The organism is Legionella waltersii (assembly GCF_001468085.1).
GTDB lineage: Bacteria > Pseudomonadota > Gammaproteobacteria > Legionellales > Legionellaceae > Legionella > Legionella waltersii.
In genome coordinates this window covers 259,005-273,080 of record NZ_LNZB01000060.1, presented here as the reverse complement: position 1 = coordinate 273,080, position 14,076 = coordinate 259,005, and the positions used below count along the sequence as shown (strand labels likewise).

The following is a 14,076-nucleotide window of genomic DNA, read 5'->3' as shown; positions in this document are numbered from 1 at the left end:
ATATAGTATCTATCAGAATTGATTGCTATAATTTTCGCATATTATCAATAAATTAAACAATAACGCTTTATGCCTCATTTTTTTAAAGTGCTAAATCCTACATCCAAGTCGTCAGGTATTCGTTATCGTAACAAGCCTATGCTCCATGTATTAATGTCTGAGGAAATACCCGATCTGTTGACTCACGAATTTATTCAATTACAGTGGAATAGAGATTTATGCTGGTATGAAACTATCGATGCAACCTATACCTGTTTGGTCGGTGATCATTATGATCATCCACCTTCTGCTTCTCAAAAAACGGTGTTTGAGCAAATTATGACGGCTTTTTTTCGTCCCTATCTGATCCCTTTAATAGTAGGTTCCGAAATCCATGCTGTTTATAATCGTAAAACAGGGGTCAAAGGCGCATTGGATTTTTTAATTTTTCCATTGATAGCACGTAAATTAATTGCTGATACCTGGTTAGAGGAGAGACAAAATACACCCATAATTAATGCAATAGCTTGGGCAATTGCAATTCCCCTCGAAGTGTTAAGACATTCGCTGGCCATAGCATTAACCATTGCTATTATTCCTATTGTCTCTTTGATACATCTGTTCAGAAGCTTAATTAATACTTTCTCAAATGAACCTTTAGACCTAATGTGTACATATGGGCAATTTTAGGTAAAGTTTAGTTCCCATTTGCAAAATGCAGCAAGCCCAGCGCTCTATTCTCAAAGACCTCATTGATTTGAGCGGTAACGCATGGTTTTGGGCTATTTATTATTTCATTTGGTTGCTGTAGCTCGATTTTGAGCGCTATTGAATATTCGAGGCTGAGTGTATGGGGGGCAAGGCAATGACTGTTACTGACGCTGCTGATTTTTTACATCAGCAGCGCAGTAGACTATTGAACAATATCCATGAAAACGCACTGAACAGTGCTTCATTGACTCAGCCCTTCTGCCTCATTTGGATTTTGGAAAAGACTGAAAATTGTTGTCTTGATTGTCTGACGTTAAAGGCTCACTTTTTTTAGATTTCGGTTCTTTCTCAACTTTAATCTTTTTTACCAATACAATTTCTTCCTTGCCATTTTGAGCACAGTCTTCTTCTTTATCTCTTTGTTTAAATGTATCGGAGCGAGTGGGTTGGTCAAATTGCGTTTCCTCTGGGAGATGACTAAAAATCGTGATGCGTGGAAGCCGCTCTTTTGGAAAAGACTTAAGATTGTTGTCTTGTTTATCTGACGTTAAAAGCTCACTTTTTTTAGAATTCGGTTCTTTCTCGCTTTTAATCTTTTTTACCAATACAATTTCTTCCTTGCCATTTTGAGCACAGTCTTCTTCTTTATCTCTTTGTTTAAATGTATTGGAGCGAGTGGGCTGGTTAAATTGCGTTTCCTCTGAGTGATAGCTAAAAAACATCATGCTTGGAAATAGGTCTTTTGGAAACGTATTGTGGGTGTTGTCCGTTAAATTGGGGCTCTTTTTAATGCAAAGGGCAAGCGTTTTGCATTGCTCAATTAATTCCTTCTTGGCGCTGATTAAGATATCCTCGGGTATCCCTTTTACGACAATGGCTTTGTTATTAAAATGATTTTGATAAGCTATCGCGCGAGCTATTTTTTCAGCACCAGCATCGTTAATAAAGTTGTCCCCAAGTTTAAGGGTTAATCCTTGCGGCGCATTCCCTGATTGTAGGGCTTGGGCCAGCATCCCAGCACCATCATCACCAATTTCGTTGCTTTCAAGGTTAAGCGTTAATCCTTGGGGCGCATTCCCTGATAGGAGGGCTTGGGCCAGTAGTGTAGCGCCTTCATCATCAATTGAGTTGCCCTCAAGGCTAAGCGTTAATCCTTCCGGCGCATTCCTTGATTGTAGGGCATCAGCCAGCATTTCAAGACCATCAAAACTAACTACGTTGCCCTCAAGGCCAAGCGTTAATCCTTGCGGCGCCTTCCCTGATTGTAGGGCATCGGCCAGCATTCCAACACCATCATCACCAATTTCGTTGTCCTTAAGGCCAAGCGTTAATCCTCGAGGCGCCTTCCCTGATTGTAGGGCATCAGCCAGCCTTATAGCACCAACATTACCAATTTCGCTGCGTCCAAGGTTAAGTGTTAATCCTTCCGGCGCATTCCCTGATTGTAGTGCATCGGCCAGCCATCCAGCACCATCATTACCAATTTCGTTGCGCCGAAGGTTAAGTGTTAATCCTTGCGGCGCCTTCCCTGATTGTAGTGCATCGGCCAGCCATCTAGCACCATTAGCATCAAATTTGTTGCGCCGAAGGTCAAGCGTTAATCCTTCCGGCGCATTCCTTGATTGTAGGGCATCGGCCAGCTCTCTAACACCCTCATTTTCAATTTCGTTGTACTTAAGGTTAAGGGTTAATCCTTGTAGCGCACTCCCTGATTTTAGGAAATCGGCCAGTTTTTTCGCGCCAGCAGAAGCAATATCGTTGTTCTCAAGGTTGAGCGTTAATCCTTGGGCTGCCTTCCCTGATTGCAGGGCTTCGGCTAATTTTTCAGCACCATCATCATCAATACCGTTTTACCCAAGGTCAAGCGTTAATCCTTGCGCTGCCTTCCCTGATTGAATTTCATTGATAGCTTGTTCTAGATTCATTTTGTACCTCTATTTGCTACACACGCTTCATTGTATTTGAGCGTGTGGGTTGGTTAAATTGTGTTTCTTTTGGGTGATGGCTAAAAAACAGGATGTTTGGAAACAGGTTGCGTTGAAGCATACTTTGAATGAGTTCCTTGCCCACTAAATCGGGGTGCTTTTTAATGCATAGGACAACAGTTTTGCATTGCTCAAGCAATTCCTTCTTGGCCTTGGTTAAGGTATCCTCGGGTATCCCTATAACTTCAATGGCTTTGTTATTAAAATGATTTTGATAAGCTATCGCGCGAGCTAGTTTTTCAGAACCCGCAGCACTGATATTGTTGCCTTTAAGGTCAAGCGTTAATCCTTGTGGCGCCTTCCCTGACTGCAGGGCTTTGGCCAGTTTTTCAACACCGGTATCACCAATTTGGTTGTCCTCGAGGCTAAGTCTTAATCCTTGCGGCGCTTTCCCTGATTGTAGGGCTTCGGCCAGTTTTTCAGCACCGGTATCACTAATCTTGTTGTCCCCAAGGTAGAGCATTAATCCTTGCGGTACCTTCTCTGATTGTAGGGCTTGGGCTAATTTTTCAGCACCGGCATCACCAATCTTGTTGTTCCCAAGGCAGAGCTCTAATCCTTGCGGTGCCTTTCCAGATCGGAGGGCTTCGGCCAGTTTTTCAGCACCAGTATCATCAATATTTTCGTTAGAAAGGTTAAGCTCTAATCCTTGCGGCGCTTTTCCTGATTTAATTTCATTGATAGCTTGTTCTAGATTCATTTTTTACCTATATTGGTTACACACGATTCATCGTATTGGAGTGTGTGGGTTGGTTCATTTGCATTTTTTCTAGCTGATGGCTAAAAAACATCGGGTATCTCTTCTTGGCTAATTGGTTCTAGGTTTTTGTGACTAGGACAATCGGCTAAAACATCAACAGGCGATGCGATTTTTTTCTCTTGTTGGTTTGTATCCATGTGGCCATCAACTCTTCATTAGTGACTATTTAATAATGTTATATTTACGGGTTATTAAGAGATTACGACCGTTGTGGAGTAGGAGTTGCTATGCGCCACCCTAATGGTAGTGAATCGGATTGAATTGAGCTGGATTGGGGTAATGTTTCATCAAGCACAAACAACCGCGATCTTAAGGGAGCGGACAGCCAGCCTACAGTTGCCCTAGCAACCCAAAAAACTGGCGTAATACTCTTAATGAGTGGTTGTTAGTGTGCGGGGATTTTATGGCTTGGGAATTCGATGGCATGAACGATTTCAGCCACAGAGCACTGTCTCATGTTTTGATGGGCTTTAAGCTCTAATACCGATAACATCTCGATGACTTCCATACTATGCAACATGAACAACTCATATTGCGCAACTAATGGTCAATTATACCCGTTTTTTATTAAGGAATTATTAAACAACTGTTAGAGTATTTTTTTCTAATTGTCTAATTTTCAGCGTGATTCAGGGTTTAAATTATCTTACTGAAATACGCAATCTGAACAACTCCAAAGTTTACTAATGGGGTTTCATCAGGACTTGCCCCCTATCGACCCCTATCAAAGGTTAATCTATTTTGCGCTTTACCAACTATTAAAGATTTTGATCCAACTTTGATCATGTTTTTCAACAAGCCGCCCCGATTTTCTTCCTATTCACTGTTGTAAAGCTATAAGTGTCCCCTAAATCCCATCATTAAATTACTGTTTAAAATTTACAAATACGGCAAAATGCCGTATAATTAAGTTAATAAATAGGAGTATCTGCTATGGTACATGTTTCCAAACATTCAAATGAAGTCGAACGCTTAGAGGCTAGAATAAGTTCGGCCAAAAAATCAGTTTTAAAAGATGCTGCCTCACTTAAAGGCATTAGTCTTACAGATTTTGTTGTTAATTCAGCGTATGAAGCAGCACAACGCGTAATTAAAGAATATGAACAACTCCAGCTGACGGAAGCTGATAGAGTTATTTTTATTCAAGCTTTATTAAATCCACCCAAGCCAAGCGAGAATTTGGTTAAAGCAGCTAATCGTTATAAAAAGGGTGTTCAATCTAAATGATGGAAGAGGAAGAATATATAATCGAGCAATTGGATAAACATGATCGATCAAATTTCTCTTGCGGAAGAGATGAACTTGATCGTTATCTGCAGACTCAAGCAAGTCAGGACATTAAAAAAAATATGTCTGTAACCTATGTTTTATCAGAACAAGGAAGCGATGTTGTTTTTGGTTATTGCTCTATTTCAACGATAGGAATATTTCCTGGGGATTTACCAGAATCTTTAATTAAAAAGCTACCCAAATATCCGGTATTGCCTGGAGTATTATTAGGTAGATTGGCAGTAGATGAAAAATATAAGAGAAGGGGATTAGGAGGGTTGCTCTTAATCGATGCTATGAAGCGAACTATAGCAGTAGGAAAGCAAGTCGGGATTGTTGCCATAGTAGTTCATGCCAAAGATGATAAAGCCATAAGTTTTTATAAGCATTATGGATTCTTGGCATTATCAGAAAACAACTTTAAATTGTTTTTACCCTTAAAAACTATCCAAGGATTACATTTGGAGTAGCTTAAGATGATATCTATAAATTCTAAAGAACAAATGTTCAAGGGAATTGGGACGGACATGGAGCGTCTTGGCCTAATGGATTTTGACAACCCAGTTAAGAGATGATGCACTTAACCGGATAAAATAATCGCATTCAGAATAAATAGGGGTCAAGTCCTGATGACCCCCTATCTCTTATAGTTTACCCTGGTCAATACTCATCTCAAAAAATGATATTAAACAGCACTTTGTTTTCTATGGCGGGACAGCAATAAAAAGAATCTATTTTGAAGATCGTCGCTTTTCTGAAGATATAGATTTGATCTCTGAAAAGAATATTTTCAAAGGAACAGCTCATTCAATTTTTGGCATGCCTTGATAAAATTAATGAAGAAGCGAACATAGGCGTGACTATCGATAATGTATCAATCCAAATGCCCCAGAAATTTCTTTTAACGATAATAATCCCTTTATCAAAAGACTTGATAATCACTTATATACTGGTTGCTGTGCATAAAGCACAGCACGAAGGCAAAACGCTGTTTAGTGTCCAAAATTTAGATGTGTATGCTGGGATAGAAACGATTAAAATTTCATATGTTTAAAAATATCATCAAATTGAAAGGTTTCCCCCTCACCAACAACAACGTCAGGAGACGTGAAGATGTTGGTTTGATTTCCATCTTTGTCAGTGCTGCTAAAAAATGTATTGCTTTGAGCCCCAGGGGTAAAGAATGTTGTTCCCCCACTTGATGAGGTATGAGACGTTTTTGGTCCACTTTTACCAATGCCATAGTTATTCCCGATCACTTTAGTCGAACCATTTAAACTACTAACACTGCCGTAGACATTCCCGACCACTTTAATATTACCATTTACACTACTAACAGAGCTATAGACCTCCCCAGTCACTTGAATCGTACCATTTACAGTACTGACATTGCCGTAGATCTTCCCGGTCACATTAATAGTGCCATTTACACTACTAACATTCCCATGGATATCCCCGGTGATAGTTATAGTATCGTTTACGGTAGATATATTCTCTCCCTTAGCAATATCACGGTTATATATTCCACTAGCTGTACTTGAAGAATAGGCTGGTTTAGAAGGACCTGGTTTAGAAGCAGGCTTCTGAGAAGATTCAGTTTTTGCAGAATGAGAAAATGATGAGCTAGATGAGCTAGATGAGCTAGATGAGCTAGATGAGCTAGATGAGCTAGATGAGCTAGATGTATTACTTTTAGATTCACTTTTCGTATCTTTTTGTTCGGAGGATTCGGGAAGAGTAAGACGGTACTTTCTTTCTAGCGCAGGCTCACTCAAAGTATCATAAGCATCTTTCACAAGCCTAAATAATGTCGTAAAGTACTCCTTAATAACTGGAACGGTCGTTTTATCAGGGTGGCATCCTTTTGATGTCGTTAGGTAAGCACTCCTAACGTTTTTACTGTCCACAGTGCTTAAATCCCCTTCTGGTTTAGGAATACCTAATATCTCATAATAAGTAGCTTTTGCGTATTCTTCGCAAAGACCCCTCACATGGGCTTCCTTCTCGGCATCGGGACATTTTTTCCATACCTCGTCATTTAAAACTTTTTCTTTTAATCTTTCTAATAATGATTTCATCTAACACCTCTAAAATAGTTATAAAACGCATTAATTGTTTATCTGTAAACACATGATGTTCTGTAATGTTCCAATAGCTTTAGGACTAAACTTTGCGGTGACATAACCCGCTTCTATATAAGATTCGTTATGAATACCTTTTAGGGTCTCGACAACATCGCCTCGGTTAATAGCATGAGTGCCTGAGTTATTGATCCAATGAATCAAGTCGCCCATATAGCCATTAGCTTCAGACCGGAATCTTCTAGAACATCTTTCCTCTAAAAAAACCTCACTTAGCATTGTTTTTTGTGCTCTTGTAAGAGAGATTTTTATACATCTACCATAATTACCACTCCTATTGTTTAAGTTATGAACAATATTGTAATTTGGGTTGGTTATAGTTACATCGGTGAAATTCACCTATTGACATTTACTGATGTTCTACTAAAGGATCTACATTTGGTATTTGCTCGAATTGGGTTGCAAAGGGGCGCTGCAAATCCTGTGCTGTCCAATGAGGAATGCCAACCCGGTTTTGAATTCTGCTAACTGCTCTGACAATGGCTTTATCAGTTAATGGTTCTTCGTCATTAATATCTATAATGACAAAGGATTCATGACAAATATTATAAATAAACAATATGCATAAAATATATGCAAAAATTCTTTTTTAATGTATAATTAGTTTGATTGGTTTTTTATAGACATCAAAGAACTTTGATATGCATAAATTGAGCAATGCTAATAAATCTGAGATTAACGATTTAATGCCGTTACTTAGCATGGACAGTCTGTTTTCTTTACCGAATTGGCATGTATATCATTTAGATTCAGAAGGCAAATACATCAATTGTAACGAAGAATCTTGTCAATTCTTAAAAGTGCCAAAAGATGAACTATTGAACAAAACAAATTTTGACTTTCCCTGGCGAGAGAGCGCATCAGCATGGCGCGCAAATGATCTAAGAGTGATGTCCTCAGAAAGATCGTTTGAGTTTACTGAGATGATGTTGCATCAAAACACAGAGTATAGTCTTACTGCTGTTAAATTACCTGTTTATGTAAGAAGTACAGTCGAAGGTGTGCTAAGTTTAATCAAAATTGCTAGCTACTCCCCTTTAGTCAGCTCCTCTAATAACCAAATTATTTCTAAAAGAGAGTTGCAATGTCTTTATTATTTAATAAGAGGATTTGCGTTAAAACAAATCGCACATGCTTTGGAAATTTCTCCTCGTACAGTGGAGCATCATATAAATAAATCTAAAATTAAATTAAATTGTTACCACCGAAGTGACTTAATAGAAAAAGCTTCGCAATTAAGCGCTATAAAAAATAGACTATTTCTAGATTCTATCCATCAAATATCAGACTTAAAATAATAGTAATTCTTGATTCCTATCTATTTTCCAACGGTAAATACAATACTTGGCAAAATGCTGGGCTGTTAAGCCTAAGGGATCCTCATATGAATAAAAAAGTGAGGATCCATCAGGCTTAAAGCCCAGCCTACTCGCTATTTTGTTACCTATGTCTCAATTAGGACAGCCCTTAAAATCAGTAAGTTAAACAAAAGACTTTGCCTCTGATTAAACTCCCTATATTTGGGGGGCCGACCAATTGCCTCAATGAAAGGTGTTGTGAGTATTTTGATTTAATACTATGTTAAGAATACAAATGTACAATACAAATACTTTTAGGTTGTTATTATAACAGGTTGTCGATGTATCCCAAAACTGATTCTTCTATTAAAGGTTTTACGCTCAAATACACAGGTAGAAAATTTCAACAAAAAAACGATTCTGTTCATGGCATGGAAGCATTAAGAAAGAATTTTTCGGAAATGGGGGCATTGGCCATTAGATTCCAACTCAGTCTAGCTCAATTTGCTGCTCTGTTAGGTCCTGTTTGTGAAGAACATTATGAAGATTACTCTACTGAATTCACTGCTGAAGGAAAAAACCAATCTGATTTGTTTGGTCTTTCAAAAGACTCATCAGAAGTCGCCCGTAATACGATAGTATTAGAGCAATCAAGTCATTATATTGTTGGTATTGGGAAAATATTAAATGAGCGTAGCCAACCCCTAAGATACCCAAATACATCAATGACTCGTGGGGGTGAATCGATTTGGGATACCATTCACTTTTCTGTTTGGCAAACAGGCATCAATCTTAGTAGCCAGCTGTCAAAACAAGGATTTCTTTATCTTTGTCACCCTCACGGAATAGAGGCCGAGGACTATAAACGCATCAGTGAAGAATTAAGTAGAGGTGAGTTTGAAATCATCATTGAAAGTGATAAAAAATTAGTTAAGACGCATTCAGGTATAGTAATCGAAACATCAGCTATTCCATCCAGCAGTAAAATTGATCTTGATCCCGAGCATGCACAAACCTATCAGAGTAATGGTTTTGTAGTTAATGTTAATGAGAAACCGGCTCCAATGGGATGGATTCTTCAAGAGAACAATAAGAAGTTGGTTGATCCAGAATATGCCGAAGACATCATTCGAGTCATACGAATTTCTAAGAGTGGTTTTAGACGCCTACCAGAGGAACAAGGAAAATTATTAATGCTTGGTCTAATGAAAGGAAATGAACACATTCTTCATACGCAAAATCGATCATTTAATGCAATGGATATTCTTCTAGAAACTCTGGAAAAGGAATATGGATTTGACCCTTCAAAATTAATGGATGATGGCGTCACATCGCGTGTATTTGAGCAAATGCAAAAAGATGCAAAAGACAAAAATACCGTAGAGGATCTATTAACCATTAATCTTGCTATGGAAATGATCCAACCACTCAAAGCGACATTAGGTAAAAGTACTCGACATCCTTTATTAAAACAGTTGACGAACCCCTATAAAGTAACTCAAAACACGCTCAAGGCAATCATTTATGCTTTTGATTTAAAGAAACAAGAGGGCAGTCCAGCGCTGTATTTAGATCCGGAAACACCTCTTTCAATCGATGAGGAATTGATAGACGTCCGAATTAATGGCCAATTGGCTAATCCAGATTTAACGAACCCCAAAAATACAGCTGCGTTATTGTCCATTGCGATTCTCGTTTCAGAACAAATGATTGTCGAACAATTATTAAAAGATCTTGTTCTTCACGGAATAGAGCATCCAAGTGCGCAAGCGCTTAAATCCCTATTAAACGATGAAGAATTATTTTTAGCTCTTCAGCAACAAGCTTTGTCTTTACCAAGCAATGAGACTGGGCCAATTTTAGGATTGCAGTTACCTTACTGTGAAGAAATTGTTGCTCAACTAAGAGAGAAGCTGGGATTTAACCAACTCGTTGAGGTTGTTCAAAAACTTGAAAATGGGGAGTCAGTGGAAATGAACGCTCACCAACTGGATGCCCTTAAAAAACTAGTTTCAATTGGTGACACCTTGCAGAAACTTGAAACAACTTCTGGTATCAATGAGAACTCAAGGGGCATTAATGCCGGATTAATTCCAGTGATTCAGAAACTAGCTCCTTCGTTATATGAACAACTTCCTCACGAAACTACCTTAGACCCAATCGGTTCATCAAAGACAAGCGGTCCAAGGGTAAATGAAGCTATGGAATCAGATGAAATAGACGCTTGTCCTTTCCTCAATGGTAAGCTAGGTGCTAAGACATCGTTGCAAAACCCTCACGTGCAAGAGGAACTAACTCCACTAGTAAAGACAGAGCAGTCATCTGGGTCATGGTGTAATTTCTTTGCTAAAGCAATAGTAAGCGCAGGAGTTGTAACCGCTGGTGTAATCTTTGTACTCAAATGATTTAATCTGGGTCTTATTTGTACTTCTATGTTCTCTTACAGACATTTAGTTTTTCCGTATAGATCTTATTCGTTCTCTCATGATATTTACTAATAAGTACTTATGAGGGTACTCCAGGGGTTACCGATTTATTGGGGGTAAGAAGTGTATATATTTTTGATCAAGAGGGCTGGTTAAATTCAAAAGCACCACAGAAAGCAGTCCTTGAATGTGATAGTGAAGCAGTCATTTTAGGTGGAAGAGATTTATTTCGGGGAGACCTGGTGTTTAAGCTCGATCCAAAAGCAGGAACAGAATCGTTAGTCCATTCGCATCAAACTGCAAATTTTAAAGAAAGTTTAGAAAGTATGCGCTCCACTGAACCATTTTCGGAAGTCAAAGAGAAGTTAGCAATGGACTATTTAGCCAGTCTCGACATAGTGGATCTATGTAAACAATTTGGATTTAATGAGAAGGAAAGACAGGCTTTAAGTACTTATCATGTTGTGGAAAAATTAAGTCCAGTTAATCCACGGAAAACTAAAGAAGAGAATAATACGTTTTCCTTTCAGATTGAAGGTAATTATTGTTCGGATAAACCTTATACGCTTTATGTATCTAAAGATCAATTACTAGAGTTTGCCAGCCGACAACAAATAATCGAGCAACAAAAAGAACAAGAAAGTACTTTTTCTCCTTATCAATAAAACAGGACTTACGAAAACCCTCAAGCTCGAGGCAAAAGTCATTTTTAATAAGGGAGTTTAGATGGACTAAATGACTGAATTAAAACCGTCTTTTAACAAAGTGATGGGGGTTTTTCGTAAGGCCTGTAAAATTGGACCACTCCATTTTAACGATGTGTCCATCAAGCTTGCTTAAGTGGTTTGCAAAATGACTGATTGCTGAAAATAAAAAAGCAATTTTTTTAGAATGATGTGCAACCTAAGTCGCCTCTTCCATGACGTCACAAAGAAAAACTAGGCCATTGTGTTTTTCGATCTTGTAAGAAATTAAACACACCAGCACAATGCATTGAGCTGGTGTGTTTGTATCCTACCAACACTTACTCTACGTTCCAACGCTTAGGATTATTTAAATCTGGAAGGAGTAGGCGGTGGGTTACAGGATGAGGAGTTATTGGAGCTTTGAGCAGTACTGGTTGCAAAAAAGCCATTTGCAGAGGTCAAAGATCCCTGTTTAGAAGCGGACTGGTTACTGTCCTGATAGGGTTTAGCCATAAACCTTGGAAAGTGAGCTTGAAGCTTCGGAAATTCAGTGGGGTGGATGCGTACAAAATCTTTTTCCCCCTTGGCACTCATTTCCCCCTTTATGTCGCAGCTTCCCAAAGCAGCTTTAATCGCTTTTTTGGCATAATATCCGGCAGCTGGGATGATTAAAGAGCCCCTTGTGTCCACATACGCATCTCCTGTAATTCCTTGACTCTCTAATCCACACTTGCCTACGAGTTTATTCACAAGTTCAACTTTAGCAATACTCATCACCGGTAATGCATTTTCCTTTGCCTGCACAGGAGGAGAAAGAGCTTCGATCTTTGTGGGTTGACTGTTGATTTCGTTTTTAGAACGCTCGTTAAATTCCTGTGGATTAGACCATAGACTATCGCAAACACTTGAATACAGCGTGCTCAACATGGCCTGTTCAAACCCTCTCGTCTTCGCTATTGCTTGTTGAACATACTCCACAATCGCTTGTATGGCCTGAGGACGGAGTTTGGCTGCTTCTTGGTGATATTGACCGTATAACTGCATGGCTTTAAGAAATGCGCTTGCTTGATCTTTCGATAGTGAAAACTGATTACCGCCTCTTTTGGGCTTGATATGTTTCAAATGGGGTGGCCAGTCTTCCTCTGGAATATAGGCTTTGATGACTCCGACAATTGCTTCACAGGCAATTGTCGCATCACCATAAGAGTATGTGTACAAGCTGCCATGATGATGGTTTTCAAGCTTGACACTATTCTGGAGCATTCTTAATGCTTCACGATGCTTGTCCGTTAGTTCTGGGACCGCCCCTAAAACGATCGCTAAGTGACCACCTGACGACTGTTTCATGATAGCGAGCGCAGGGATATGGCTAAGCGAATTAAAAATATCCTGAGAATTAACCCCTTTAAACGTCATTTCATTTGTAAAGCGGTCCCGTTGGGATTCACGATTTCTATCGAGCACTAGGAGCCCCGTGAGAATTGTTCTAAGGTCTTGATTTTCAAAATGGGTTTTAAATCGGCTCTCAGAAGCAAAAAAGGACAATGGTTTGCCCAATTCAACCTCCTTAAACGTATTTGGTACGTCAAAGGGATAATGCCCATTCCCTTGACCTCCAATAGATACACCGCTATAAGCAGATTCAGCGGTTTTAGCCAACCAATTAGTCATGAAATCCAGCTCTTGTGATTTGATCAGGTCCACTGACAACAACACTTCTACAATATCATCCCGACCATATTTCAAAGCCAAGTTCAAAGGATTGATATTTCCTGGTTTAACTACATTCTTGTGACTTATCAACCCATTAACTACAAGCATCTTAGCCACTTGCTTATCTGGATTTTGCAGGGCTTCTCTAAAACACTGGAGTTGAACATTGTGGATTCTTACAGATATCGATCCAGGACTTTCAAAAACCTTTTGTAGAAAGGGTAATTGTGTTTCTAGAAGGGGGGATGTTATGGTTTTTAATAGGCTGGGTTTCCCATGAATTATCATCGCGTAATAGTCCATAAAACTCAAGGATGCTAATAGATTAGACTTCTGTAAAAGAGTTGTGTTGCGTAGTTTTTCAAACAACGTGTTCACATAATCGTCGTTAACTTTACTATCTAGAAAGTCGTATCTTATCCTCTTTCCTTCAACTGAACACCCTGCAGCTTTAGCAGCGAGCACTGTCCAATCCCAATCCGAGTCAACGTTTTTCGATTGGTTTTCATCGGGCTCAGGTTGCAACTTGGTTGCTTTTTTGTTCTTAAATCGCTCATAAAGTTCGAGGAGTTTCTGGGTTATACGATTGGCATATGGATTTGTACTATTCTCTGTTTGTGGATGTTTATCAGGATGGAAAGCCAGTAAAGCTTGACGATATTGAGTCTTAACTAACTCCTCAACTTGAATGCCCGTGTTATTTTTCGATAAATCCCAAAACCCTAATTTATTTAACACGGTGATGATGTCCGTGTCGTTTTCGATCTTTGCCCATAACTGTTCTAAATTATTACTTTCTGTGATCATAATGATGACTCCTATTTTCTCTATGCGTTTACAAAACCAGGTGCATGAGGGATTTATGCCTCAAGACAAGTAAGCGGAATGCTCTGATTTTGGTTTAAAATTGGAAAAATTTTAGCGTATCACTTAACGCTTAGTGTTAATTGAAGTCAGGAATGATTTTGTGGCTCGGAAATCGGCTGTTAAAAATAATGATCAGGTTTATTTTCATGGCGCAACAACGGTTAGTACGTTATCTATTATCAATCATTATACCCAAACAGAAGAAAAAAATCAATCATAATTTACTATTAATTGCCATATA

General features: G+C 38.9%; 12 protein-coding genes. 7 read left to right on the top strand and 5 right to left on the bottom strand.

Annotation, left to right across the window (positions count from 1 at the left end):
* The first annotated feature begins 69 nt into the window (after positions 1-69).
* On the top strand, positions 70-669 hold the full coding sequence (locus Lwal_RS14315) for a hypothetical protein (RefSeq protein WP_058481484.1): 600 nt from the start codon (positions 70-72) through the stop codon (positions 667-669).
* Between the two features lie 284 nt (positions 670-953).
* Here Lwal_RS14315 and Lwal_RS14310 read toward each other — a convergent pair whose 3' ends face one another.
* The 3 genes from Lwal_RS14310 to Lwal_RS18060 form a co-directional block, all read right to left on the bottom strand.
* Positions 954-1,973, bottom strand: a complete 1,020-nt coding sequence (locus tag Lwal_RS14310; RefSeq protein ID WP_058481483.1) for a leucine-rich repeat domain-containing protein — start codon at positions 1,971-1,973, stop codon at positions 954-956.
* A 658-nt stretch (positions 1,974-2,631) separates the two neighbouring features.
* The gene (locus Lwal_RS14305; RefSeq protein ID WP_058481482.1) at positions 2,632-3,375 is read right to left on the bottom strand and encodes a leucine-rich repeat domain-containing protein; all 744 of its coding nucleotides are present in this window, start codon (positions 3,373-3,375) and stop codon (positions 2,632-2,634) included.
* Positions 3,376-3,820: 445 nt separating this feature from the next.
* Complete coding sequence (locus Lwal_RS18060; RefSeq protein WP_269458309.1) at positions 3,821-3,955, bottom strand: hypothetical protein; 135 nt, start codon at positions 3,953-3,955, stop codon at positions 3,821-3,823.
* A 413-nt stretch (positions 3,956-4,368) separates the two neighbouring features.
* On the opposite strand from Lwal_RS18060, the gene Lwal_RS14300 reads away from it, so the two are divergent.
* From Lwal_RS14300 to Lwal_RS18225, 3 genes are all read left to right on the top strand, one after another.
* A complete protein-coding gene (locus Lwal_RS14300) occupies positions 4,369-4,662 on the top strand; it encodes a type II toxin-antitoxin system TacA family antitoxin (protein WP_058481481.1) in 294 nt (97 codons plus the stop codon).
* Positions 4,659-5,174: a GNAT family N-acetyltransferase gene (locus tag Lwal_RS14295; protein WP_065235673.1), complete on the top strand. Its 516-nt coding sequence runs from the start codon at positions 4,659-4,661 to the stop codon at positions 5,172-5,174. The genes Lwal_RS14300 and Lwal_RS14295 overlap by 4 nt, the downstream gene beginning before the upstream one ends.
* 169 nt (positions 5,175-5,343) lie before the next feature.
* Positions 5,344-5,532: a nucleotidyl transferase AbiEii/AbiGii toxin family protein gene (locus Lwal_RS18225; protein WP_083500136.1), complete on the top strand. Its 189-nt coding sequence runs from the start codon at positions 5,344-5,346 to the stop codon at positions 5,530-5,532.
* 206 nt (positions 5,533-5,738) lie between these two features.
* Here Lwal_RS18225 and Lwal_RS14285 read toward each other — a convergent pair whose 3' ends face one another.
* Complete coding sequence (locus Lwal_RS14285) at positions 5,739-6,782, bottom strand: DnaJ domain-containing protein (protein ID WP_058481479.1); 1,044 nt, start codon at positions 6,780-6,782, stop codon at positions 5,739-5,741.
* Between the two features lie 704 nt (positions 6,783-7,486).
* On the opposite strand from Lwal_RS14285, the gene Lwal_RS14270 reads away from it, so the two are divergent.
* From Lwal_RS14270 to Lwal_RS14260, 3 genes are all read left to right on the top strand, one after another.
* Positions 7,487-8,143, top strand: coding sequence for a PAS and helix-turn-helix domain-containing protein (locus Lwal_RS14270; RefSeq protein WP_058481476.1), 657 nt, complete (start codon positions 7,487-7,489; stop codon positions 8,141-8,143).
* Between the two features lie 341 nt (positions 8,144-8,484).
* Positions 8,485-10,548 carry a Dot/Icm T4SS effector Ceg17 gene (gene ceg17, locus Lwal_RS14265; RefSeq protein ID WP_058481475.1) on the top strand — a complete coding sequence of 688 codons (2,064 nt, stop codon included), beginning with the start codon at positions 8,485-8,487 and terminating at the stop codon, positions 10,546-10,548.
* A 131-nt stretch (positions 10,549-10,679) separates the two neighbouring features.
* On the top strand, positions 10,680-11,234 hold the full coding sequence (locus Lwal_RS14260) for a hypothetical protein (RefSeq protein ID WP_058481474.1): 555 nt from the start codon (positions 10,680-10,682) through the stop codon (positions 11,232-11,234).
* Between the two features lie 384 nt (positions 11,235-11,618).
* Here the strand turns inward: Lwal_RS14260 and Lwal_RS14255 are convergent, their stop codons facing one another.
* A complete protein-coding gene (locus Lwal_RS14255; RefSeq protein ID WP_058481473.1) occupies positions 11,619-13,775 on the bottom strand; it encodes a J domain-containing protein in 2,157 nt (718 codons plus the stop codon).
* Between the last annotated feature and the right edge of the window lie 301 nt (positions 13,776-14,076).

Bases quoted from the DNA above. Each gene is read 5' to 3' on its own strand.
- Lwal_RS14270 (WP_058481476.1), top strand. From the start codon at position 7,487: ATGCATAAATTGAGCAATGCTAATAAATCTGAGATTAACGATTTAATG.
- Lwal_RS14315 (WP_058481484.1), top strand. From the start codon at position 70: ATGCCTCATTTTTTTAAAGTGCTAAATCCTACATCCAAGTCGTCAGGT.
- Lwal_RS14300 (WP_058481481.1), top strand. From the start codon at position 4,369: ATGGTACATGTTTCCAAACATTCAAATGAAGTCGAACGCTTAGAGGCT.
- Lwal_RS14305 (WP_058481482.1), bottom strand. From the start codon at position 3,375: ATGAATCTAGAACAAGCTATCAATGAAATTAAATCAGGAAAAGCGCCG.
- Lwal_RS18060 (WP_269458309.1), bottom strand. From the start codon at position 3,955: ATGTTGCATAGTATGGAAGTCATCGAGATGTTATCGGTATTAGAGCTT.
- Lwal_RS14285 (WP_058481479.1), bottom strand. From the start codon at position 6,782: ATGAAATCATTATTAGAAAGATTAAAAGAAAAAGTTTTAAATGACGAG.
- ceg17 (WP_058481475.1), top strand. From the start codon at position 8,485: ATGTATCCCAAAACTGATTCTTCTATTAAAGGTTTTACGCTCAAATAC.
- Lwal_RS14255 (WP_058481473.1), bottom strand. From the start codon at position 13,775: ATGATCACAGAAAGTAATAATTTAGAACAGTTATGGGCAAAGATCGAA.
- Lwal_RS14295 (WP_065235673.1), top strand. From the start codon at position 4,659: ATGATGGAAGAGGAAGAATATATAATCGAGCAATTGGATAAACATGAT.
- Lwal_RS14310 (WP_058481483.1), bottom strand. From the start codon at position 1,973: ATGCTGGCCGATGCCCTACAATCAGGGAAGGCGCCGCAAGGATTAACG.